This window comes from Streptomyces sp. NPDC000880 (genome assembly GCF_053599675.1).
Window position 1 is genome coordinate 62293 of the sequence record NZ_JBSFMS010000001.1, and the last position, 26033, is coordinate 88325.

At 69.5% G+C, this 26033-nt stretch carries 1 protein-coding gene; it reads left to right on the forward strand.

What is annotated here, in order from left to right:
• Window positions 1-25797, forward strand: coding sequence for a scabin-related ADP-ribosyltransferase (locus ACWDO5_RS00295; protein ID WP_450527058.1), 25797 nt, complete (start codon window positions 1-3; stop codon window positions 25795-25797).
• Window positions 25798-26033 lie beyond the last annotated feature (236 nt).

The following is a 26033-nucleotide window of genomic DNA, read 5'->3' on the forward strand; positions in this document are numbered from 1 at the left end:
ATGGCGATCGAGGCTTCCCCCCAGATCAACAATTTGCTGTTCGTGCTGATCGGCGAACGGCTCATCCAGGCCAACGAGGACCTGGCTTACGAGAGCCGCCTGGCATACGGGCGGCTGGGCGGCAAGCTTCGAGACCTGTCGGACCTCATCGAACAGTCGGTGCTGGGCGCCTCACGATCCCTGCCTCCCGCCGTGGGACAGAACTACCAGCAGGCCATGCAGTTGTTCGTGAACAACGGCGGCACCAACCACCTCAAGGAGTTCGCCCGACAGCTCGACGAGATCGGCGACAGCCGGATCCAGACCTCGTCGAACATTATCGAGGCCAAGTGGCAGATCATCGCCGAGGTCATCCGGCTGCTGATCGAGCTGTTCGTGACGGCAGTGCTGGCGATCTTCAGCGGTGGTACTTCCGCCGGTAAGATGGCCCTGGCCAGGGCGAGAAGCCGCGTCGTCATCCTGACGGTTCTGGATTGGCTGATCAGCCACACCCGGATGATGCCGTTTCTGTCGGAGGCGATCGAGGAGGCCTTCCAGGCGTTCGCGGTCCGGCTGGCGATGATGGCCTTCGGACCGAACGACCGGCGCCCGAAGGGCATCGACTGGGCGGCAATTGGCATTGACGGCTTGGCCGGTGCGTTCATGGGCGTCTTCAGTCCTGCCCTGAAGTCGATCACCAAGAACATCGGCGGCGGTGCGCTCAAGAAGTTGGGCAGCGGGTTCTGGGACGGGCAGGGGCCCGGGTTGCCGTTCTCCATGAAGGACCTGTCGAAGGATGTCGTCTCCAAGTCCACGCTGCCGGGCTGGGTGTCAAAGACCACCAGCACTGCCACTCATCAGGCCGACGACTTCCTCGTCTCGGGATTCTCCGAGTCGGGTGCCGAGGTGGTCATCAGCGGGCTATTGACAGGCAAGTGGACCTGGAACGACGCCACCTGGGGCAACACCTTCCTCGGCTCGGGTATCAGTTCCGTGTCGGAGAAGGGCCTCGACGTCGGCGCCGTCAAGTTCGGTGAGTCGATCGGTAGCCTCGGCAGCAAATTCAACTCCACCTTCGACTTCTCCCCTCCGGCGGCCGCGGGCGGCGGCTTCACCGGCACCGGTGGTATCGGCGGATCAGACGGCGGGTTGGGCAGCCGGGGTATCGACACCGTCGGCAACGGGCCCGTCGACACGGACTTCGATGTCACGCCCCCCGGTCCCGGAGCGACCGACCTGCCGCCGATGGGTCCGGTCACGATCACTGAGCCCGTCCTGTCCGCACACCCTGCCGTCCCACCGCTCACGGCCCAGGCCCAGAACGGTGGTGTGACCGGCGGCCGTGATCTGCCGGCCGAGGGCAGCCTGTCCGTGCCGACCGGCGGTCGCGGCACCGGTGTTCCGGCCGACCCGCGCATGACGTTGACGTCGACGGGACCGAACGCTGACACCCCACGTCCCCAGACGCCGGTCCCCGGCTCGGGCACCGACGCTCTCCCAGGTCCAAGGCCGTCCCTCGAATCGGACGCGGGCAGCACGGCGAGGACCCCCGTACCGGCAAGCACGCCGTCGCATACCGGCCCGTCGGTGAATACCTCACGTGGCAACCCGGCCACACACAGCGGGTACGACGACACCTACTCCGGTACCGGACCGCAGCAGGCCCCGGTTGACACCACCGACGATCACGCGGTCACGGCGGGCCAGGGGACGAATGTCCTCCCGCCCAGCTCCACCGCGCCCCACACCACCGCGCCCCACACCACCTTGTCCATCAGGACCGGTTCCGGCACCACGGGCGAGGACCAGCAGCAGGATTCACCGCCCGAGACCGAGGGTGGGACAGCCACCCCGAAGGGCACTTCCTCGGGGACACCGGGCGCCCGGAACAACGTCGGCCAAACCCCGGCGGGCGTCACGGACAACCGCAACCAACCCGTAGAGACCGACACCATCGACACCATGGTCGAGAACGACCTGGCAACACCAGTCGGCCTGTACCCGGTCTCCGGCGATCCCGGCGTCGCCACGCCACCGTCCGTTACGGCACCGGACACCACCACTCTCGACGCCGCAGACACGCGGGAGAGCACTCCGGACACCGCCCTGGCACCGCCTCCTGGTCTGGGCCTGGCGTCAGCCCCTCCCACCGTCTCCGCACCACTCACCGCGCCGAGCACCACACCCGGCACCACGACACCCCCGCAGGCGCCCCCACAGAACACCGGAGCGGGCAGCACCACCCCTGCAGACAGCCCGGCTCCGGTCACGACACTGGCCGGCAGCACACCACCGGGCCCCGCGACCGACAACTCCGAGCCTTCCTCGGCCTCCGACAGCGGCCGGCACAGCGGCGACGACGTGTCGCTGTCAACTCCGGTCACCACCTCTTGGGTTACGGACCCCGGCTGGACCGCGGCCTATGCCGACGCCACCCGGGTCGAGCGGTGGCACACCTGGGTCGACCCCGTGTCCACTCCGGCCGCGGCCGACGGCTCCGACACCACCCAGTACGTCGTGCGGTCCGGGTTCGATGTCCGCCGCTTCGTCCACGAGGACACTCGGGTGACGGACCTCACCGTCGAGTTGGAGTTCACCAACACCGAGGACGTCTCCGACGCCGACCTGCGGCAGGTCCGGGACCGGATGGCGGCCGGCGTGGACCAGGTCTTCAACGCCCCCGGCCACAAACTGCCCAACGGTGACGTCCTCCATGTGACCGTTGCCCCGCCACCACGCGGCGGACGAGGCCATCTCAAGGTGCAGCTCACCGCCGACGGACCCACGTCGCACCACGTCTGGCAGCTCGACAGCTCGGAACAGGACCTCGCACACGAGATCGGACACCAACTCGGACTGCGCGACGAGTCCAGGCATCCATCAGCTCATCAGCACCGCCCCGATGTCGCCGGCAGCCTCATGGGCGACTACAACCGCCCGGTCACCGAACCGGACGGCACCGACCAGGACGCACTCCGTTACGACGGGCCCGATCTGGCCAGTGACGGCTATGCGCAGGGCGGGTTGCGGCACCGCCATCTCGCGCTGCTGCAGACCCTGGTCGGTGACATCGCCCCGTCCTCGCACAGTTCGTCCGGCCCATCGGCACCCGTCCGGCGGCCGAACGCCGATTGGAGCGCGTTCGAGGGAGCCGACCCCCTCGCACCCAGTGCCATCACCGAACCGTCCCGCTCCAGCGGGCCACTCACGACGATTCAGGAAGAGCCGGAACCGGACGGCGTCGCCACACAAGAGACAAACGTGCCGGAGGTTGCCCCGGCCTCCGCGGTCTTGGGAGTGCTCGGATCCGCGGTCCCACGCGAGCGGATCGGCCTGGCGCTTCGGCCGTGGAGCGGCCCGGTGGCCGAGGCCACGGCGTACCTGGAAGAAATCCTGCTGACAAAGGGACCCGGCGCACGGTCCCTCGTACTGCCCCAATACTTCGCATCAGGCCCCGGACGCCCGCTGTTCGCGGTGAACGTCCACGGGCACATCCGGTGGTTCGACCACCGGAGCGGCATCCTCGTCACCCCGCCACAGGAGACAGCCGGACAGATCCAGTCGATCGACCTCGATCCGCAGGGCACACTGCTCAACCCCTCGCAGGAACTCCTCGCACTGGGCCCCGACGCGGCGCACTTCCCCATGCTCGGGCCCGGCACCGACCTGCCAGAGGCACTGGCCCACCGCCCGACGGTCTCCGACGAGACCGTCCGCGCTGTAGGGAGCAAGGATCACGGCGTGCTCGGCGAGACCACCGTGCAGGCGGAGGGGCAGTGGACGGACGAGCAGGACCGCGGCCTGGGCGACGGTGCCGGACAGTACGGCCACCTGACGGCGGGCAGTCTGGTGCAGCAGCTCCAGGCCATGGCGGTACCTGACATCCGCATGCTGCCGGTGCAACCAGGTCCCCAGGGCGTGGACTTGTTCGGTGTGCTCGAGCCGGCCTCGGTGCCTGACTTCCTGCGCGACCCGGAGTCGGGGGTGCCGCACGACTACAGCGGGCTGAACGCCGACGAGTCTGCGTACCTCCTCACTCTCATGGACATGCGGGACGAGTACCCGGCAGAGGCATTCGATCCGCGCGGCTGGCAGGACATCAGGGGCTACAGCTACACGCACCGCCGCACCACGCTGCAGTGGACACCCAATCCGGAGGCTCCCCAGCTGTCGTCGCTGGACGCCAGCACTCCTGCTCTGGTGCACGGCATCTGGCTGGGCGGCCCGTTGCGGGAATCCGGGGCGAGTGCGGCGTTCTGGACACAGTTCGGCACTGCCGCCCAACGGCACCAGAGCGAAGCGATTTTCGTGCTGTGGACCGACGTCCCTCGTGCGGAGATCGCCGAGGTCCGGTACCTGGAGGAGTCACCGAGCGATCCGTACCTCGCCGAGGTGTGGTCCATGGTGGCCTGGGCCAATACGGTCGGTGCCCGTTTGGTCAACATGCATGAGGTCTTCAACGAGTCGCGGCCCATGCAACTGCACGACGAGTTCATGACCGAGATGGCCAAGCAGACTGGCACCGGCTGGGCGGCGGCCAGTGACATCGCACGGCTGGAGATCCTGGACGTCTTCGCCGGCCTGTATCCCGAGGGCGACAACGTTCTGAACAACCTGCGCGCCCTCGAGCAGGTGACCACCAGCACCGAGGGCTATGCGGTCAATGCGATGAGCGGCACGTTCACCAATTCCACCTTTGCGGTGCAGATGCACCATCCCTTCCCCAGGATGGTCAAGAAGATCATCGGGGAGAACTACCGCAAGTCGCAGACCCAGCTCCTCCCGGCGCTCCTCTCTCAGGTGCCCAACAGCATGTGGACGCAGGGCCAGGGCCTTGCACGCCGCAACTCGGTCATGCACCGCACGGGCCCTGACGCCTATCGCGGGCTGCCCGCCCTGCTCGGGCTGGAGCGTCTGGTCGACATGCCCAGGATCCCTGGGATCAGCATCAGGTCTGACAACAGCTGGCTCGCGAAGCCGCCGGCGGCGCGCAGCCACTCGGACCAGGAGACGGTGGAGTTCACCGCCAGGGTAGTCCACACTTTGGTGCGCAGCCTGTTCAACCGCAACGGCGATCTCCATCTCACCCAGATAGCTCCGGCTGTCTCCCGGCACGGCCGGCCGGACCTCGTCTGGGAGGCCGCCCTGGGCTTCCTGGCGTCGAGGGACGACCTGCGGCCACTGGTCCACGGTGTCACCCGCACCAGCGTCACACGCGACGACGCCCCCAACCTCTACGTGCAGTTGCCCCCGGCCGCCGAGGCACTGCTGCACCTGCCCGCCAAGACGGATACCGCGCCGCCGATCGGCAACACCGAAGGCTGGTGGCTCGGCGACCGGTCCGTCCCGGTCCGCATGGTGGCGCCCGTGGCGGCCGGCACCTTCGGGCCGGGCTCCGGACACCCCTACGGGGGCGCGTCGTCGCCGACAACCGCGGTCAAGGCCTTCGCGGACCTCGCCGACAGCGCCGGGCGGTCCTACGGCTGGTCGCAGATGATGGCACAGCTGCAAGCAGCGGCGGTGTCTCCAGCCCCGAACGCATCGCGGGCGGACGAGTCCCACCTCGCCGGGACGTCCCTAGCCACGGCCGCCGAGGCCATCTCCATCCTTCAGGCGCACAACCATTTCCCGCCGGTCATTGGCGACGGGCGGCCCGAGACCCAGGCCCGTGCCGAGCAGTTCCAGGCGCTCGAGCAGGTCACGCGAGCCTTGAACGACTCGGGCTTCGTGGAGGCCGACAAAGTCGCACAGGAAATTGCGGTGCGGCGCGCCACCCCGTGGCGTCTTGACACAGCCGTGTCCGGTGAGTCGCAACCATCGCGACCGCTGCCGCAGGACAGCCGTGTCGCCGAGGGACTGTCTCCCGATGAGATGCACTTCCAAGACGACAACCCCGCGACGATGCGGGCACTCCTTCTCGCCGATGCCCCGGCCGCGTCCGAGACCCCCGCCGCCACTGAGCACGCGTCCGTAGCGCCCCCCAACGGCACCACCCCGGCCGCGCCGCCCGCTTCCACCGCCCCGGCCGACCCGCCCCCCGCAACACCGCCGATGTCCTCGTTCGTACGGAACTACGGCGCGAACCAGGACGGCAATGTCGGTCTTGTCCAGCTGGAGCCCATCTCGGCGCAGGCGGTAGAGGGCGTGCACCTGCAGATCCTCCGAAGTCTCGGCATCCTCTCGCCGGCCGACGGCCACGCCGTGCGCGTCCAGCTGCGGGAGGTGCTCAACGGCGAGCACATGATGCTGAACCTGCCCTATCTGCGCAGCATTTTCGGCCATCGGATCACGCTCACCGTGGACGGCCGGGAGCGGCCGGTGGACGTGCGTATGGCGCTGCGCGACCCGGTCAAGTCGCCCCGGTACGGTCAGCACGACATCATCGATCCCGATGTACGGGTCGAGCGGCGCGGCATGGGTACCCAGGAGGCTTCGGACTCCCAGTCCTCCGGGACGCTCAGCACCCTGTCGCTGCCCCTGAACTGGCTCTTGCCGGTTCCCGGGGCCGGAGTGGTGCGCGGTTGGGACCTCGCGCCGACCATCTCGCTGACGCACAACCGGTTCTCGTTGTCCTCGTCGGTCACGCAGGTGCTGCAAGCAAGCACGATACAGCGCAGCAACGAGCTCTCCCATCCGTATGAATTCGAGACGGAATGGGACGTGCGGGTAGATACCCCCCGGCTGGCTCCGCCGGAAACCTGGAGCGCCAAGGCGAGCCATGGACCGGTCACGGTGTGGTTCCCGCAGCATCTTGCCGTCGAGGACACCTCCGGGGAGCCGTTGCCGGAACCTGCCGATCTCGACGACCTGCCAATGTGGGTTGTGGACACGGTCGCTGATCCACAACTCCTGTCCGAACTGGCGCGGACGGAGTTCCGCAACGAGATCGCGCAGCTGAACGCCGCCTCCCTGGCGGAGTTCGAGACGTTTCTTTCCGAGCCCGTACTGCGCGGGACACTGCCCATGCAGCGCGACGGGGGCGTGTTCTCACCGGTCCTGCTGGATTCGAACGGCAGCGCCGTCGGCATGTTCAGGCTCACCACGACGGTGAGGCTCGGGAAGCCGACGCACAAGAGCCTGGACTCGAAGATCAACCTGCAAAGCCGTGTCATCCAAATGACACGGCGGGACGGTCAGGCGAGATTCACCAGCGGGGCGGGGATCGACGTGAATGGTTCCGCGTTGCTCACCAAGGACTACTCTGCCGGGCACGGCATGGCGAGTTCACTGCCCGGTGGCAGCGGGCTGGGCAGGATCGGGGCACGGTTCCAGGAGAACGCCGCGCTGTCGCACGGTGGTTCGGCCAGTCTGGCGCGTGGGGCACGGACCAACGTCAGTCACCTGCTCACCCCCGGTACCGTGACCCACACCCTCACCTTTATCAGGGCCGGCGGAGGCGAGGAGAAGCAGCACACCTTCGACGCTCGGCCCAAGGGCATGCACCTGCGGGTGCTCAGCCGGAGCGACGCCCAGGGCCACGCGCCCAGCGAGGACGAGCGGCGTGCGCTGCCGGCTGAGCTGGAAAACCTTGAAGGCATCGGTGGGTCCGCGACTCCGCTGGGGGTGTACGGCACCGAGCCGCTGTTCGCGCACGCCGAAGTGCGGCTGCGGAGGGAGGGCTTCCTGCCCGCCGAGACCCACACCCGCAACCGGGTGCTTCCCGACGAGGCTCTGGTCCAGGCCCAGTTGAACAATCTGCGCCGGTTCGAGCTGGCTCGCTCCGAGTTCGGGCTGCGTGCCACCACCGACGGCATGGTCGATGGTGGCCACCCGCTGTGGCTGGAGCGGCCCACTGCCGCGGGCACCCAGCGCATCCAACTCCGCCTCACCGCGGTCCGGGTCCCCACGCCCGGCGTGGGGACCCGTCACACCCGTGTCCTGCCGGGCATCCAGAACATGGCGATGACCATTCTCGGCGTGAGCGGCAGCGAACAACAGGGCTCGAACTGGGCGTTGACCGGTGGCGGCGGAGCCAGTGGTAGCGGCCCCACGCCGGGCGGCGCCTGGACGATCAGTGGGGCAGGGGACTACGCGTACACGTACCAGACCACGCACTCCGCCACGGCAGGCGCCGGCCTTTATCACGAACAGTTCTTCTTCGGCAATGTCCCGAGCAGCGATCTCTTCGAGGTTCCCGTCCTGTTCTCGCTCGACCTGTATGACGGGCAGGGTGACACGCCGAAGGTCCGGTTCGCCGAGGACACCGTTCCGCACGATTTCCAGGGCCCGAGGCCGGCCACCGTCGAGGGGCACATCACCCTGTTGGTGCCGCACAACCGCACCATGGAGCCCGGTACGGTCACCGAGCCCGCACCCGAAACCGTCATTCGGCCGCTGAACACCGCTGACGGCCCCGGCAGCGACCTGGACCTGCTCGGCATGGTCGACGCCGACGGCAATCCCCGATCGGACGTGGTCCGGGTCCCGGACGACGCCCTGATCGATTTCTTCCGGGGGTCGGCGGCACTACGGAAGGCCGTCCTCCAGGTCCTGGACAACACCTACGAAGGTCATCCGAAGCAGGGGCCGCTCCAGCGGTTCGCCAGCGCCGCGGCAAACTCGACGTATCTGACCGGGCAGAGCGCCGCCGACCCCACCACCGTCGCGCACGAGATACTGCATGCCGCGCTGGGCCCGGAAACCCTCCTCGCCCGGGGCCATCAGATCTTCAAGGGCAGTTATGTCGTCGAGGGCATCACCGTGCCCGGGCTCGGCGCCGACCAGGAGGCCTCCGTGGAGGTCAAGGGTGTCCTGTACAACCCGAAACTCCTGCACAGTACGAAGCAGTACATGGAATCCGGTATCAACTCCAACGACACCGCGACCCAGCAGAAGGCGGTCACCACCACGCACCAGTGGACCCCCGCCCTGGCCGGTATCCAAAGCACGCTCGCGAACAGCGGGTTGGATGCGTGGTTCAACCCGGCCGGACGCTACGCCTATGCGACGAGCACGGAGAAGTCCGGCACCCTCGGGGCCGGCACGGAGGTGGACCGCGTATTGACCGACGGCGGCATGCAGCACCGGATCGGCGCAGACGCGCTGGTGCTGGTCACGGTGCGGTTCGGCACCCGCAACGTCGTCGGCAACGCCTTGGGGCAGGGCAGCGCTCCAGCCGTCACTCTCGCCGTCAGCCTGCCTCGCGCGGTGCATTTCCTGATGACCGACGGACAACTCGCCCGGGACGCACGATGGTTCAGGGGAGTCGAAGGACTCGTCCCAAACCCCGCACCGGAGCGGAGTCTTCCGCTGCCGGATAGCTATATACACACCGGCGAAGCCGGCCTGGCCAGTGTCCTGTCCGTGATCCAGTACAGCGACACCGATCCCGGCGGCAACGCCTCGAAGCGCGAGGCACGGGACCGGTTCCGGCAGGAGTTGACCGCGCTCGTCGAGCGTGAGGCACCCGGGGCGACACAACCAGGTCACTCGGCCTACCTGCCCGGTGTGCACTCCCGTATCGCGGACTACACCTCCACCACCGCCCTGCGCGCGCTGCCCGGACGAGGACCGGCCGGGGTCCAGCGCTTCCACTTCCGGCATGTCACCCTCGGCGGCGCCCGCCTGGTCGAGGTCACCCTCACAGCCAGACCCCGCCCGTCCGAGCCCGAACTGCGCACCATACGCGGTCGGAGCGCCGACCCCGGCGTTGGTCTGGAACAGCTGCACATCCACACCCCCGCAGCGATCGGCCGCAGCGAGAGCCGCTCCGTCCAGCACACTGGCACGTTCGTCCCGACCACGCGTTACGCCCGGCCGGCGGGCAACACCCGCACGGACCGCACCAGCTCTTCGGTCGCTGTGAGCACCACCCGCACGCACGTCTCGCGGACGAACGAGTCAGCCCAGGACCGTTACCACATGCGCAACGAAAACGTGGCGTACTTCGACATCGACTACATCTTCACGGCTACAGTCCGCTCCCAACTCGTCGGCGACTGGCCTTTGGACCTGCCCGGGGGGCTCCTCGAGAACGGCATCCTCTCGTGGCACGATGCCGACGCCGACTTCGCCACCTGGGCCCGCCGCACGCTCTTCGGTCGCCCCGAGCGCTCGGTGACCGTACCGATGTCCGCCACCCTGCAGTTCACCGGCGGTCAGGTCGCTCCTGCGCGTGCGCACGCCGGCCCCATCACGCCTGCCCTGCTGCCGGACGATCCGCAGGGCACCGGGTCCTTCACGGACGACACCCGGTTCGTGCCGACGAGCCTCACCCCTGTGTTCGCGTTCAACGCATGGCAGGAACTCGCCACCGCACTCAACACCGTGGCACCCTACCGATCCAGCATCTGGGCTCCGCTGACCACCTCGTCGTCCAGCGAGAGCGCCGCCGTCCGTCTCGGTGAACTCATCCAGGCCGGACACATCACCCTCGACTCGCCCCGCGCCGCCAGTGGACTCACCACCACCATGCCGGGCGCCTGGCCCGGCCAGAGCGATCCCGATCCCGACGCGCCACTCGCCCTGTCCTTCTCCCTCCACAACCCGAGGTCGGTCAGCGACTCGGGCGATGTCACGCTCGACCGGACGCGCGTAAACACCATCAGTACGGATTCCACGGTCAGCGGTAGCACCATTGGTGCCATCCAACTCCAGCTCATCTACAGCCGGGACGACTCCAACAACGAGTTCATCGGCGCCGCCTTCCCTCTCCTCGCGAGCCAGCCCCCAGTGCGGGGCGGATCGTCGGCGGTCAGCGGCGGCCGTGACGAACGGTTCAAGATCGGCAGTGCCACTCAGCCGGCCGACGGCCGCGGCACCCGTACCTACGAGACGCTGGTCGACGTGCATCTCACCGTGCAGGGGGCGGAGGGGACCCGCCATGTCGTCGGCACGATGTCCGCCCGCTTCGGCGAACGCGACGTGCTCGGCCACGGCATCACTCCGCCCCGCACCAATCCGCAGGTCTACGACCTGCCCGCGATGCTGCGTGACCAGCCCGACGAGCATCTGCGGGACTGGATCCGGCACCCGCTCACGGATCTCCCGCAGGCGCTCGCAAACGGGATCGTCGCCGAGGACAACGCCGCCCAGCTGTGGCTCGCCCTGGGCCCCGACCCGGACGGCGGCCGACTGGGTCGTGCGCTGTTCGCCGGATCGCAGACCGCGGCCCTGACCGGCAAACCCGTCGAGCTGATGATCCGCACCGGCGACGGACTGCGGCTCTGGCGGTTCGGAGCCGACGGTTCCTTCATCGCGTCGCCCGGTGCCGACGACGGCGCGGCGGGCAGCGACGCGCGGCATGACTTCCAGACCTCGGCCGGCGAGCTGGCCAAGGCGGCGGCGGCGCAGCAGCGGGCACGGGACCTCGAGTCGGAGCTACGGAACCGGCTCGACCTCGCCGACGGCGAACTCGCAGGGCTGGAAGAGCTTTTGGCCCGCGCGACCGTCGACCACGAGGCCGCCGTCCAGGAAGTCGCACGGGCCGACCAGCGATACGACGATGCCGAGCAGAACCTCAGCGACGTCGAGGGCGAACTCCGGCAGTGGGCCGAGGAGAGCGCACGGCTCGCGCGGTCCCTCGACGCGCTGACGACCAGGATCCAGGAGAAGCAACGGGCGCAATTCGATGCCGCCGACACCGCTCTCGGGGCATCCAGCCCGGGCACCTCGGCGGACGGAGCCCGCGAGCAGGCCCAGGGACAAGGTGGCTTGATCCCCACCGACCTCAGGGCGGACCGCGCGGCCCTCGACCACGACACCGAAGCACTGGCCGGCGCGAAAGCCAACGCCCAGGGCGCACAGGAGCGTCAGGCGGACGTACTGCGCGAGGTGATCGACGCGGCGGGCGACGCGCGACGGACCAAGACACGCGCCGAACGTGCCGCCGCGGACCTGGCCGCCACCACCGCCGACCACAACAGCACCCGGGACCGCCGGGACGCCCTGGCCAGAGACATCCAGGAAGCGGTGGCCGAGCAGGCCGCCCGGGCGGCAGCGCAGAAGGCACCCGCCGAGCGGCTGCCTCTGCTCGCCACGGCCCTCGACACGGAGCGGCAGCGCACCGGGGACGGCACGCTGAACACCACGCTCGGTTCGCTTGCCTCCACACCGGCCCGTCGGCCCAACCCGACCGGACCGGTGCCCACGTACGGTCGCGCCGGTCCGGATGCCGCCTCGACCGGCGTACGGGGCCAGGACACCGCGCCCGGCGATGCCGGGGTGAGCCCGAGGGCGCTGGAGGAGGGACGAGCGCGGCGCGGGGACCCTGGCACCGCGTCCTCGCCGACGGACCAGTCCACTCCGGCGCCGTCACCGGACAACACTCCGGGGCCGCCCACCGGCGGGTCCGGCGAACCGGCCGGGCGACCGGAGCACAACGTGCCGGCGCCCGTCGCCCAGGAGCCCGGTGCGGAAGCGGCCCCACCCGCCCTGCACGCACCTCGGCCGTCCAGTGGCATGGTGACGCTGCGTCCGGTCACGGCACAGCAGGACGGCCCCGAAACCGGCCGGGGGAGGGCCCTCCTCCCGGACCGGGACGGTCCGGTGCTCCGGGACGAGCAGGTGTCCGTGCGCACCGATGGCACCGCCGTCTACGTCGCCGGCGCCACTGCGACCTCGGTGTCCCTGGACCGCACCGACACGGACGGGCAGGCTCGCCTGAGCGGCCGAGAGTTCGGCCGGTTCCTGCGTCGCAACGGCCCTTCGGGACCGTCGGACCGGCCGCTCGTGCTCCGCTCGTCCCGAGTCGGCGAGACGCCGTCGCACGGGGGGCTGCCGGTCGCCCAGCACGTCGCCAACGTCACCGGCCGCCCGGTGCTCGTGCCGCACGGCGAGCCGGAACGGTCGGCGCCGGAGAATCCGGACCACCCGGCGATGCCCGATGACACGCCGGACAACTGGCTGACGCTCACACCGGAACCTGAGGGCGAGCGGCTGGTGTCACTCGCGGAGGCGGCCGGCCTGACCGGGCCCGAACAGCGCGGGCCGCTGGATCCCTACGTCCGTGCCCACACGCTCCAGTTCGTCCGGACCCTGCGTGGCACCCTGGGAACCGCCGCGGAGACCTCGGCCGACCACACGGCCCTGTTCACGGGGCTCGGCACACTGGACGCACTTCGCCTGCGCCCCGGGCCGGACGGCATCGCCGGCCCGGCCCACCTCGACGCCCGGATGACGCCCGGTCTGCTCCGTCGCATGGTCAGCGACCTGCGGAATCTGCCGGACGGAACCGACCCGTCCGAGCAGGACTACCGCCAACTGCTGCACGACGCCGCGGGTCTCGACCGCGAGAGCCCGGACGCCGCACTCGAACTGCTGCGGCGGCCTGCCGGGTCGCCCACCGTCCCTTTCGGCGCGAGCGGTTCCACTCAGGATCCCGCCCCGGACCCGGACCCGGACGCTTCCGGTTCGACTCCGGGCGCCACCCCCGACTCCGGAGCCGCCGGGAACCATGCACCGGAGCCCGCTCCCCAGCGGAAGCAGGAACCGGAACCCGACCCGGCACCGGACCCTGCTCAGGGCTCCGGGACCGTCGGCCCGAAGGACCCGGACCAGGACCGCGAGGCCGTCGAGAACGCACGTCTCCTGACCGCGGCCCTCGACCGGCACCGGCCGCCGCGCCTGGACGTCACCATGCAGCCGCCCGGTCCGCTCGCCGGTCCGGTCCTCTTCGAGGACGGCAGCAGCCTGCCAGAGTGGCTTACCCGGGAGACTGAGCCGAGTTACGGCAATGGCTCCGCCACCCTGCGCGATGTCGACGAGGTCGCGGACCACATCATCCGGACCGCCGACATCCCGCAGGGGAAGGGGAAGAAGCGGACCGACCCGGCCGCCGCGCTCAAGCGCGCCCTGCGCATCACGCCGAGGGAGTTCAACGGCGACGGCTGGGAGTCCCCGCCGTTCATGGACGGCGACGGAAAGATCCAGGTGCTGCGCGTCGCCACGCGTCCGCATCACGACTGGGAGCGGTTCGGCGAACCGGGTTCTTCAGTGAAGTTCGACGAGGCGCAGCGCAGCCAGATCACCACCGGAGCCTCTCGCACGCTGGCCACCACCCGCCAGTTCGCACCCTCCGTGGGCGTCGGTCCGCCCTCAGGCCATGCCGGGTTCGGCCGCGTGGGGTTCGGGATCGGGCGCACCCACGGTTACGGCTTCAACATGCAGGACCAGAGCGTCAGTCAGGTCGAGACCCGTGCCACCGACGGTACGCATGTCCATCTGACCGATGTCCAGTACGAGGTGACGGTGAGCGCGTTCACCAAACCGCGCCCCTGGTACAGGCAGCTGCGCCGCCGGACCGAGGAGGAGCGGACCGGAACGTCCTCGGCGACCCACTTCACGTTCGGTGTGCACAACGGACTCACCGTCCGCCTGTCCGACGGCATGACGACCGATCTGCCGGATTCCAACGCCCCACGCGAGCTCCGGCTCGGACCGGATTCCGACTACCGGATGGTCCGCACCGAGGGCTACCTGTCCGTGGCCACGCTCAGGCAGGACGCGCTGCGGACCGCCGGGGCGAAAGAGGGCAGCACCGCCCACCGTCAGATCACCCAGTTCTTTACCAGCGAGCACTTCCAGCAGCTCGCGGACCGGCTGGCGCACGGCCCGGTGCCCGGTCCACCGCTGATCAATGACGACTCCGGGCGCACACCGCTGGGCGCCTTCGTGGTGGAGCGGGCGGTGCCGGTGCGCGGCCGCCTGCTGTCGGAGACACAGAGCGCCGAGATGCGCAACACCCTGCAGCAGACGATCAAGAACGAGCGGACCCTCTCACTCGGCAACAGCCAGGAGATCAGCGCATCGATCGGGCCGAGTTTCGAGGCGGCGGACGCGTTCGGCTTGGTCGGACTGCGCGCGCTCATCGGCGTGTTCGGCAGAATCAGCCGGAGCACGGTGCGCGCCACGGGGTTCGGCGGTTCCGGCGCGCACAAGATCGTCGGCAGGGTCAAAAGCGTGCCGACCGACCTCTACGAGGTGGAGAAAAAGATCGTCGTCCGCTGGGGCGGCAGCGACCAGCCCAGGGAATACACCGTACGGACCCTGGACCGCATGACACGGGCCGAAGCGCGCCGGCTGGCGGGCTGGGACGACGGCACCGGGCTGCGCCGCGACGCCGGCAACGCCCCGCAGCCCCCGGTGTATCTCACCCAGGACGATCCCCGAATGTTGGGCACCAGCCGTGCCGAGGCCTTCACCTGGGACAACGGCTTGCAGGTGCACCCGACGGCGGGCGCCGGCGGCCCGGCCGTCGGCGCCCCCGAGGGCATGCCACCGGCATCCGCCGGAACAGCGGCCGAGCCGGAGGCCAAAACAGCGGCGAGTCCGGGGACCGGGACCGGGAGCGCCATCACCGAGCCCGCACCGGGGACCACTCCGTCCCCGGAGCCGACGCTGTTGGAGGCCTTCACCGATCAGATCCTGCGCGCAGCGGCCCGCCGCTATCCCGGCATGGTCGCACCGCTCAGCGAACTGCCCGGACCGGACCACCGCCAGTGGCGCAACAAAGAGCACTACCGGATGGCGGTGCAGAACACTCTCACGGTCATCAACACCCTGAGCCACCACAGCATGGCCGGAAACCTGGAAGCACTGATCACCACAGGGGTGCGCATCGGACTGGTGGTGCCCGACCAGTTCACCCGCGCCTACCGGTACCTGTGGATCGACGGCCGGATGACCAGGCGGGAGTACCAGGGCACGACCAACGAGACGACCATGCGGCACAGCTCCCCCGGAACCGACAAGCTGGACGGATCTCGTACCGCTGCTCGGGGCACCGAGGAGGGCGTCGACGCCAGTCTCTCGTTCCGTGACGGCTCCCGCGACGCGGTCGGCATGCCGCGCAACATCGGTACTGTCCAGGCCGGGCCTCGCTGGGGGCATGTACGGGCCGACAAGACGGGTTACGGAGGGAGCGCGTCCTTCGAGTCCATCTCAGTGACGGCGACACCGTCCCATCTGTACAGCTACGACCTGGAACTGAGTGCGGACCTCGGCGGTTACTGGCGTCCGCGCAGCCTGTGGCGCGGCATCGGTTCCCTCGGTCTGCTGGGCACCCAGTGGTTCGTGCGCCGGGAACCCGAGGTACACCTCGTGGGCGGCACGGCGGGTGCTCCCACCAAGGGCAAGGTGCTGCTGTCGGTACCCGACCAGCACACCCCGCCCTCCGGCCCGGTCCGCGGAGCCCGGCCCACCGGCGCGGGGACCCCGACGGGCGCCGCCGGGCAGGACGGCGCAGCGGCCGGGAGCTCCCTGGTGGAGGCGACGGGGCAGCCGGCTCCGCACGACGGGGCCGGCACACCGAGGCCGGAGAAGCTCGACCGGAACACCGCCCGTGCACTGGCGGTCGGGGACGGCTTCGCTGGGGCTCCGCAGCAGGACCAGCCGTTCGCGTGGCACCAGTACCAGACCATCGGCCTCGCCGCCCACAAGGAGCTGAGCGAGGCGGCCGAGGCCGTGATGGACGAGGCGTCCGGCGGTTCCTGGCATTTCGGGCAGGTTGGCGCTCCGGCGCACGACGCAGTCATGCGCGCCATGCTGCCGCAGTCGCTGAGCGCGGGAACCGACAACACCATGGGTGCCTCCGGCGTCCGGCTGATCGGACTGTTCGGAAAGGGGTCCTATCTGGACCGGCTCGGCACCGCGATCCACCGGGTGCGGCTGCGGAACACCACCGTGATCTCGGAACCGGTCAAGCTGGAGACCGAGCAGACGGTGTCCGGGGAGTCCCAGGCTTCCGGGGCACACACCGACGCCCGTACCTTCTCCTTCGGCGGCATTGCCACATACCGCAACTCGCACGACACCTCGGGACCCTCCGTCCTCGGGTCGTACGGCATCCCGAACCGCTTCGGCCGTTCCAGGGCCAGGGTCGTCTCCGTCGCGCGCAACGTCACCGTGGAGAACGCCCAGGAGGATGGCAACCACAAGTATCTGGTGAGTGCGGACGCCCAGCACGAGGTGCTCGCCTCGGTGAACCCCAAGGGCCTGGCCTCTCCGTTGCACAGGCTGTTCAACTGGTCCAGAGCGGGCTGGCACGGGGTGCGCCTGACGATCCCGGGAGGTTGGCTCGGCGCCATCCCTGAAAAGGTCGCCCACCGGCTGGGGCTGATCAACGACGGCGCCGGGGAGGTGCCGCGCTACACCGAACAGACGTGGAGCCGCCCGGGCTGGTCGGACGTGGCTTCCTTCCCGGTAAACACCCTGGACGCCTCGCAGGTGACGGCCGCCTTCGACAAGCAGCTCGATGCGCTTGGGGTCAACGAGATCGACAGGGAACGGGTGCGCGCCCTGGCGAACCCACGGGCCCTGCGATCTCTGCGCGACCAGATGCTCGCTTCCGGGGCCACCTCACGTGCCCGGGCCGGACGGTTCAACCCGTCGGTGTGGACGGACCACCTCACCCTCCATCTGGGTGGCCGGGCGGTACAGATACGGGTACAACTCGTCGCCGGGAAAGCGATGTTCGACGGGCTCGGGCACAGCGTGGCGCTCACCAACAGCCGGGGCGCCACCGAGAAAGTCGAACTGCTCACGACGACCGCCAACTTCCGCAGCACCGGGGTGAGTGTGGGGGAGGGTGTGCACACCGGCGACGAGGTGCTCCGGACGACCGGCCCCGCCTACGCGGAGACCGGCTCCAGCGCCCGGACCACGACCACGGTCGAGTCGCAGGAGAAGGCCACCGCAGGGAGGCTCAAGCTGGACGGGCCGCACGCCGAGTATCTCACCCCCTACCGGTTGCGGTTGTCCGTCGACATCGACGGCACCACCGTCGAGGAGACGGGGGACATCGGTGAACTGCGCGAGCAGGTGCCGATGAGCCTGACGACTCCGGACCCGGGTGGGACTCCTGACCCGGCCGCCTCGCCCGACCCGACTGGGCACGCCGGATCCGTGGCGCCGTCGGCGTCCGCCCCGGCGCCGAAGAACACGCCCGAGACGGCCGCCACCGGCCAGGTGGACGGCCCCGACCCGCTCGGGGTCCCCGAACTGCCGCAGATGGAAAGGTCGGTGACACTGTGGGAGCGGCACGCGCCGGACCGGGCGGTGGCCGCCTGGCGAGAAGCCCGTTCGGTGCCCTCGGGCCTCACCTCGGACAACTTCCAGGTACGGAAGGTGGTGGGCCTGCAGTCGTTGAAGGACGCCTCCGAGATCGCGCTGGCCACCGCCTACGGCCTGCCGTCCCGGCAGTCGGGGAAGCTGACCGGCGATCAGCTGGACTCCGCCGTCAAGCGTGCCCGGCGCACGGAACTCACCTGGCCCGGCACAGCCCCCTCGCTGGTCATGGACAACGCGACCAGCGACGCCGCACTCTCCGGATTCTTCCTGGACGCCCTCGACAAGGACGGCTACCAGGTTCCGGGGCTGTCCGAGGACGCCATCCTGGGCGGCACCCACGGCGACCACCGGCTGTATGCCAGACCCGACTTCACCAAGGCGCTGCTGCTGACAGTGGCCCCCGAAGCGGCCATGGAGGGCGGCGGGGTCAAGCTGACATCAGGTGAGGAAACCACCGTCACCCGCTCCGGAGTGCACAACACCGCGCTGAACACGGTTCCCAGACTGGCCACGGCGGAGGCCGGTTCGGCCCGGCCGGGCCAGTCGGGCACCGTCCTCAACAGCTCCGAGAGCGACACCCGCCGGCTCGGCGGCAACGCCGTCCCCTCCGTCACCCTGAAGCACGCCACCTCCCCGGCGATGCTGTTCGCGATCCCCACCGACTGGCTCACGGTCGCCCAGGTGGACCACCAGATCCGCGACAGCCGGGTGGGGCAGGCCGCCCATCGCGTGCTCGGCCCCTTCGGCAAGCTCAATCCGGGGCCGAAGGCCGCGGAGGCCCAGACGTACACCCTCGCCTGGGTACGGGAGGACGCCGCCCGAGCGTGGGGACTGATCGACGACAGCACCTACCCGAAGCAGGTGACGGACGCCTGGAAGGCCGTGAAAGCGGCCGGGGACGCCTGGGCGGAATCCGACAAGGCGTACTGGAAGAACCGCCGGACCTTTGGAGCCGCGCACGCCGAACACCAGGAACTACTGGACCGGCTCAAGGCCGCGCGCGCGGCCGAGGAAGCATCCCGGAGCGCAGGGGAAACCGACGCCGCGACCGGCGGTGCGGCGGACACGGTGGCGGTGACCGCTCCGACCGTGGACGGCTCATCCCCCGACCCACAGCAGACGCAGGTCACTTCAGCGGACGGTTCCGTCCAGAAGGAGACGCCGTCGGCCGCGGAACCAGGCATCTTGGGCGGTGTCGACGAGCAGAACACCGCGGCGGACTCGTTGCCCGGCCACGTCGCCGCGCCCTCGCCGAGCGTCCAGGAACTCGAAACCGAAAGCGCGTCCCAGGAAGAGGAGTTGCGGAAGCTGTCGGCGGAACTTGCCGAGCTGCTGGACACCGCCAAGGGCGCCGCGAAGGAGTTCCATCGGGTCCGTTACGAGACGGACCGGCTGACCCGATGGCACCGGCTGGAGGCCGATCCGTCGACCGATGGAACACCTGAGCTGCGGCGCGGGCTGCTGGAGCCTCCCCGCGTCGCTTTCGAACCGGCCACGAAGAAGAAGTCCGTCGAACACCCCCGCTTCACCGAGCCGGATGGCAAGCCGGACGCCATCGTTTCCCCGGACGGCCGGATCTTCGAGGTGCACGACGTACCGAAGGACGGCGACGGCTTCTTCCACGCGCTCGGCGAAGCCCTGTGGCATGCCGCACCCGGGCACCGCGACCTGCTGGCAGACAAGACCGCGCAGGAGCGGGCCGCCGCCCTGCGGGAACTGCTCGCAGCCCGGCTGGCCCATCCGGACAACGCCGACCTGCGGGCCTTCGCCGCGGCCGACACCCTGGACACCTTCACCCCCGAAGAGATCTCGGACGCCGGCATCGTCCTGGACCAGGGATCGCCCGCCGCCAAGGAGTTCAACGATGCGCGGCGGCTCTCCCCGTATCTCTCGCTCCCCGACGAGCAGCGCGGACGCCTGGCAGGCGGTGCGCTACGGCGGTCCGGCGACTCACCGGACGAGGGCGGCTGGAACCACGGCGCCGCCGACCTGCTGCCCGCGCTTGCCGCGCGTACCTTCGGGGTCTCGGTCACTGTGGTTCGAGACAACGGCTCCTTCGCCGAGTTCTCACCGGCCGACCAGGGTCCGGACGACGGGCCGAGCGACATCCGGTCGGCTGTGCTGCATCTCGCCGACCAGCACTACCGGGTGGCGCTGCCGGAAGAAACGGCGCCGCGGTTCTTGGCCCCCGGCCCCCCTGCCGACAGTGGCGTGGCGGAGGCTGCAGACGTTGCCTCTCCGCCGACGCAGGTCCGTCCCGCGCACAAGCAGGCGCCCTGGGGCAAGAACCGGGGGACGGATGCCTGGCGTACGTCGGGCGACGCCAGGACGGTCACCGCCCCCGGCGGAACCCTGCACGACCTGCTCCCGCCCGGAGGCGCGGGCAACGGCTTCTGGCACGCGCTCGAGCTCGCCCTGCCGTCGGAGAATCCTCGCGATCCACGGGTCTTCATGGCCGGACGGTCCCCGCTGCCCGATACGGTTCCGAACCGGTCCACCGCTCTCGCGGCGCACGAACTGGCGCCGTTCGATCCCGCCCAGGAGCAGATCCAGGACGGTACGGCCGGACCGCAGGTCATGGTCGTCGGCGACAGGGAACTCACCCCAGCGGGAACCACCGCCCTGATCCGGGCTCAGCTCGCCGCCGGCCGGGGCTGGAACGAGTCGCTCACCGCGAGCGCGCTGGCCCTCGCCTCCGACGAGTACCGCGCGGAGATCACAGTGGTGCACGAGGACGGCACCTCCACGACCCATCGGCCGCCCGGCGACGCCCCGAACCGGGTGACGCTCTACCGGCGCGGCAGCGAATACCTGCTGGCGCGCCCGCGTCCCGGCGTCGCGGTGCCGTCCCCTGCCGCTCTCCCGTCGCCTCCCGCGCCTCCGGCGGCCGGCAACCCCGGAGCCGGTCCGGGCGAGGGAAGCCCCCATGCTCCCCAGGGCCCACGGGACCGGTCCGGTCCTGATCAAGAACCCCCGGTAGCCCCGGCGCGGACCCTGACCGAGCGAACCCTGACCGAGCAGGACCTGACCCCCGAGGTGAGGGAGCTGCTCGGCTCCCGGGATCTCCTTGATGTACGGGTGGCCCAGCAGGACGTGGCGGGGCTGATATATCCGTCCGGGTTCGACGTCACCTGGCAGCTCGAAGGTGAAGTGCCGGTGAAGGAGCTGCGGCTGAGCCCGCTGGACGCCGCTCGGCTCGTGTTGCGCCGTCCGGATTGCTTCCCTGATGCGGCGGCGGCGCTGCGCGCATCCGCCGCAGGCGCCTCACGGGACACCGGCACGGACGGCGACGACAGTGCCCCGGGCCAGCCGACCGCGCGGCCCACCGAGGTGGCGTCGGTCTCCAGAGGACCGCTCACCACGATCCACGAGGACCCCGAACCGGACGAATCAATCGCCGATTCGGCCCCGCGCTCAGCCGGGAGGATTCATCTTTCGCTTCCCGATTCCGACACGGATTCCCAGCCCGCCGCCGAGGGCGACAACGGCCCGCACCAGGGTTCCGACAGCCGGTCGGAGGAAGACGCCGACACCGAGACGGGCGAACACGACGACCTCGCGTCCACCGGCAGCAGCGACGAGGCTTCCGCACCCGGCTCCGGGTCCGCGACACCAGCCGGCCCGGAGGCCCAGGCCGCGGCCAGGCACCCATTGCTCCTGGAAGACCCGGACCTCATCGTGGTGAGCCGGCCCGGCGAGATCCTGTATCGCTGGTCCGACAGCGACCCCCAGGAGGTGTTCCGACAAGGCTTCGCGGTGCCCGACGAGCAGAGGACCGTGACACTCGACCAGTGGGTCCGGGGGGCTACCCCGAACGAGTTCGTCAGCACGTCGCGGGCGTATAACTCCATTTTCAAAGGCATGCGTTACCGGTACACGATCAGCCCAGTCCACAACTCGCAACCGACCGGCGTCGATGTCAACGCGACGTATGCCAAGAAGGGTCAGGCGCCGCCGATCCCCGGCGAGCAAGAGGTCTTCTTCACCACAGGCCTCGGGCCCTCGGCGATCAACAGCGTCTGGGACCGGATCGAGAAACGAACCGGACAGTGGGACCCGGTGACAGAGGATGTCGTCTGGCAACCCGGCCCGGCGGCAGCATGGGAGACACCGCTGAAGATCTCGGAAGAGGTGACGGAGGACCTGGGCCCGGACATATCGGAACTGCTCGCCACCGCGGACCTGCTGGCCACACCGGTGCGGCGAGCCGATGTGGACGGTCTCGCGGTCTCCGCGCTGGCCGGTATCACCTGGCAACTCACCGACGTGGCACAGCCTGTGGCGGACCTGGGGCTGCCTCTGCTGGACCGGGCCCGGCTGGTGCTGCGCCGCCCGGACCTCTTCCCTGATGCGGCGGCGGCACTGGGCGTATCCGCCGCAGGCGCATCACCGGACACCGGCACCAACAGCGACGAGAGTGGCCCGGACCAGCCGACCGCGCGGCCCACCGAGGTGCCGTCGGTCTCCAGAGGACCGCTCACCATGGTCCAGGAGGAGCCCGAACCGGACGAATCCACACCGGACGAATCCACCGACGAGGAGCTGCCCGCTCGGGTCGACAAGGGCAAGGCGATGGCCGGGCAGAGCACGTCGGCCGACAACTCGGTCAGCAGGGCGTCCAGGCGAGCGGCCGAAGCGGCCGAGCGGGTGTCCGTGGCGGCGCTCCGCCGACACGCGCTCAGCAACAGAGAGCTGCCGCCGGGGATCGAGGAGACCGAAGCCGGCCCGGCGTTGCCCGGCGGCCCCCACGCGCGTGAGGGCACCGGGGTGCCCTTGACGGACGACGCGCGGGGGCACACCGCCGCGCCGTGGCCGGACGGTGCGCCCCCGGCCCCCGGTGCGCCCCGGGCCGCCCAGCCGGAGGCCGCCGCCGCGAGCGTGACCACCGGCACGGGCTCCGGCGAAGGGGCCGGACGCGATGCGGACGCGTATGCATCTCGTGCAGTGCCGCCCGAGGTCGCGGAGTCGGAGTTCGGCCAACCACTACTGGAATTCGGCCCCGCCACCAAAGCAGCCACCCAGACGCACGCCCGCACCCGAACCAAGGACACCACCGCACAAGAGTCGGTGGCAGAGCCGGAGTCAGCAGCGCACGCGCGCTCGAACGGCCCGCTTCCCAGCGCGGCGGACAAGGGCAAGCAACCGATGCGGGCCGCCGATGGTCTGGAGACCGCCGAGGCGAGCCTTTCCCACGCCACGAAACCGATGGACGAGTACGTGCAGGCCGTTGAGGAACTCGTACGGAGCGCGGACGCCCACGAGGCTTTGCAGGAGCGTCTGGTGGGTGCGGGCAACTCCGGTGACATCGAGTGGTGGTCGCCGAGCCGGGCGCGGCTTGACGCCGCCACGGCCCGCTTCGATCAGGCGGCGCGCGACTTGGTCGACGCCGGTCTCGGCGACCTCTCCGGCAGGGATGACGACCGTCTGCCGGAAGTGCTGTCCTCGCTGCCGGCCGACACGTTCCGCGATGTCATGGAGCGGGCAGACGAGCTGCTCGGCAGGCCGGGTCCGACCATCGGACACGACGAGACGGTTGCTGCGGCGGAGGCGCAATGGCAGGCGCGCTCCCGTGTCGCGTCGGAGCTTGCGAAGGGCGATGACGAAGCGGCCCGCGAGCTGGCCGCCGAGTTGTCACAGCAGGCCGGCTTCCGTCACGGCGGCCTGCCCGGAGGCGCCCTCATGGTCAGCAAGGCGAACGTGACCGCACAATTCCGCAAGGGGATGCGCGACCTTGAGGAGCAAGTCCAGAGAGCCTTCTCGCTCCCGATTGAGGAGGCCGAAAGCCGCCTCCGAAAGACGAACCGCCGGCTCGCCAAGATCGATGCCGAGCTGCGGCAGTTGCAGGAGGACCAGGAGGCAGAGCACCGGCGATCACGCGTCCAGGGCGCGGCCGTACCGGCCTACGCCGAGCGAATGCAGCAGTGGGAGCAGAAGAGGCAGCAGCTCGAAGCGGATCGGCAAAAGCTCATTGATCGCCTGGCCTCGGTGGAGCAGGACATCAGCGACCTGAAGGAGCGCCGGCTGCCGGATACGCTCCTCGGTGAGCAGCGCAAGTTCCTTGCCCAGCTCATCGACTGGTTCAACAAGCAGCTGCAAAAAGAGACCGGGGCCCCACAACCCGGTGTGCGGCCGTTGAGCGATCGGCAGCTCTCCGCTTACAACGAAAACTGGTCGCGCATCAGGTGGAAGCTGAAGAAGCTGATCACAGAACCCGCCGGTCACCGCGGCTACGAGCCCGTCATCGACGGCCACGTGGGGACCCATCCGGACTTCGGCGCGAAGATGCACAACGTCAGGGTCAACAACGCGACCGAGCTGGTGCGCGGGCTCCTCGGCTGGGTGGAGGCCAAGGAGAACCGGCACCACGAAAAGGTGCTCGCACGCCAGGTGGAGAGCGAGGGGCATGTGGAAGGCATGATCGACGTTCTGCTCTCGCGGATCCATCACAAGATCGACCAGCTTGAGCAGCGTGACGCGGTATTGCGTGAGCTGGAGAGCGGATGGTCCGAGTTCCAGCCCGACAGAATGCTGGGGACCTATGTCCGTTATTTCCGCCCGGGAGCGCTGCCGTCCCACCTGAAGCATCTTGAGTCATCGATATGGCGACGCGGCGGAGTGCTGGAGGTGCTGCGGTATCCCAGCGAATTCAACCTCCGTGACAAGGTAATGGTCCTGCACGACCTCTTCGAGTACTTCGGTCCGGACGGGCGCCACACGCCGACCACGCACGGAACCGGCCTGTTGCCCCCTGAGAGGAGCGAGGAGAGTCTCAGCACCGCCCGAATCGACGATCGGGGTTACCGGATCGAGGCCACGCTCGACCGCGGCCATAACCCTATCCTCCGACCGGACGGTACCCCGGACCTGAAACCGGACAGCACGCCCACGCAGCATCCGTCCACACGCAACGAGAACGCCGACAGCACGCGACTGGCGCGTCGGTACAAGATCCCCGTGTGGGCCGGCCAGTCGTTCACATCGATGCGCATGTTCAAACTCGCGGCCTGGGCAGGGGCGTCGAAGTACGAGATCGGGGCGACCGCGTGGGGCGTCTTCTCGTTCTGGCGCCTTCACTTCGACCACACGACCCCGTTCGCCTACCACACGCTGCACGAGGTGTTGGACATCGCCCAGAACTTCGGCGTTCCCTACTCGCTGTTCGATCGCGAGGCGAGCCTGAGGAAGATCAGCGAGAGTCAGGCCCTGAAGGATGCGGAGGAACTGGCGGAGAGGCTCATGTCGGGCAGTCTGCCGCAGGGGTCTGGCGACCGTGGCCACGAAGTGGATGTGGACCAATCTTCCCTGGGGCAAGGGGATAGCGACCGTGGCGATGAGATGGATGTGGAAGAGTCCTCCGGTGCGCCGGGGGGTGGCGACCGTGGGGATTGGGTGGAGGTGCCCGTCGGTGCGCGGGGGGATGGCAACCGTGGCGATGAATCGGATGTGGAAGAGTTCTTCGGTGCGCCGGGTGGGGATTGGATAAAGGTGCCCGTCGGTGCGCAGGGGGATGACAACCGTGGCGATGAATCGGATGTGGAAGAGTTCTTCGGTGCGCCGGGTGGGGATTGGATAAAGGTGCCCGTCGGTCCGCAGGGGGATGGCAACCGTGGCGATTGGATGGTTGTGGAGGCGACCTTCGACGCGGAGGAAATGAAGGACTACGGCGCGAGGCTCATGAACAGTGTCGTGAAGGCACGGCAGGTGATGGGAGACTGGGGTTCCACCGAGGAGGAGAAGCGTGGAGCGTTCATCGCCATTCTCGATCAACTCGGCAGCGTGAGGGGACATTTCCACCTGGACGACACGCTGTAGCGGCGACAGGAAGAGGGAAAGCGGCAATCCCCGACCCGCGGATGGCCGGCGGGCCCTACAACCGCTCCAAGGAGGCGCGCCGGCGGGCGCGATATCCGTACGGCTGTCCGGGAAGCACTACGGCCCGCCCCCGCAGTCCGGTCTCACCTGCTGCGGCCGCGCTCTTTCTGACCCCCCGTGGTGGAGGAGCGTTGTGAGAAGGGCCAGCAACCGGAACCAGGCGGTGGCCCGTGGCG